Source organism: Colwellia ponticola (genome assembly GCF_005885605.1).
Classification (GTDB): Bacteria; Pseudomonadota; Gammaproteobacteria; order Enterobacterales; family Alteromonadaceae; genus Colwellia; species Colwellia ponticola.
Genome location: NZ_SZVP01000089.1, coordinates 1 through 467, shown reverse-complemented (window position 1 = coordinate 467; position 467 = coordinate 1). Strand labels below are relative to the sequence as shown.

Sequence of the window (467 nt, the reverse complement as noted above, 5' to 3'; positions counted from 1 at the left end):
TGTCCAAGAAGCAAAATATTGTTGACCAATTAGACCAGCTCCTAATACTTGACCATATTCTTTACCTCCAATATTTGAAGCACCTATTTTTAAAGTTGATTTCAAAGAAGGGAAGTTATAATTTAATTGTGCATCTATAACTGTTGCCGCCTCAATGGTACCATCAGCAAAAGAAGACTGCCACAAATACTCACTGTTCCATCTACCACTCACATTAAATCCAAAATTAGGAAACAATTTTTCGTTACCAATAGATGCTTTTACACGGTGTTTTGGCGTATTAAAACCAGCCTCAAAACTAGGATCTTTAGATTGGTCAAATTTAAATTCAGCATAATTATAGTTTGCACCTATTTCAAAATCTTTGTATACTTTTCTAGACAATCCTATACCGAAACCTAATGATTCTATTTCTAAAGCAGTATTTGTGTACAATTGAAAAACTCTGGTATTTCCGTTTGCAAGTG

At 33.4% G+C, this 467-nt stretch carries 1 protein-coding gene; it reads right to left on the bottom strand.

What is annotated here, in order from left to right; genetic code table 11:
• The coding region (locus tag FCS21_RS17720) for a porin family protein (RefSeq protein WP_138624497.1) at positions 1-467 on the bottom strand (467 nt) is incomplete at both ends.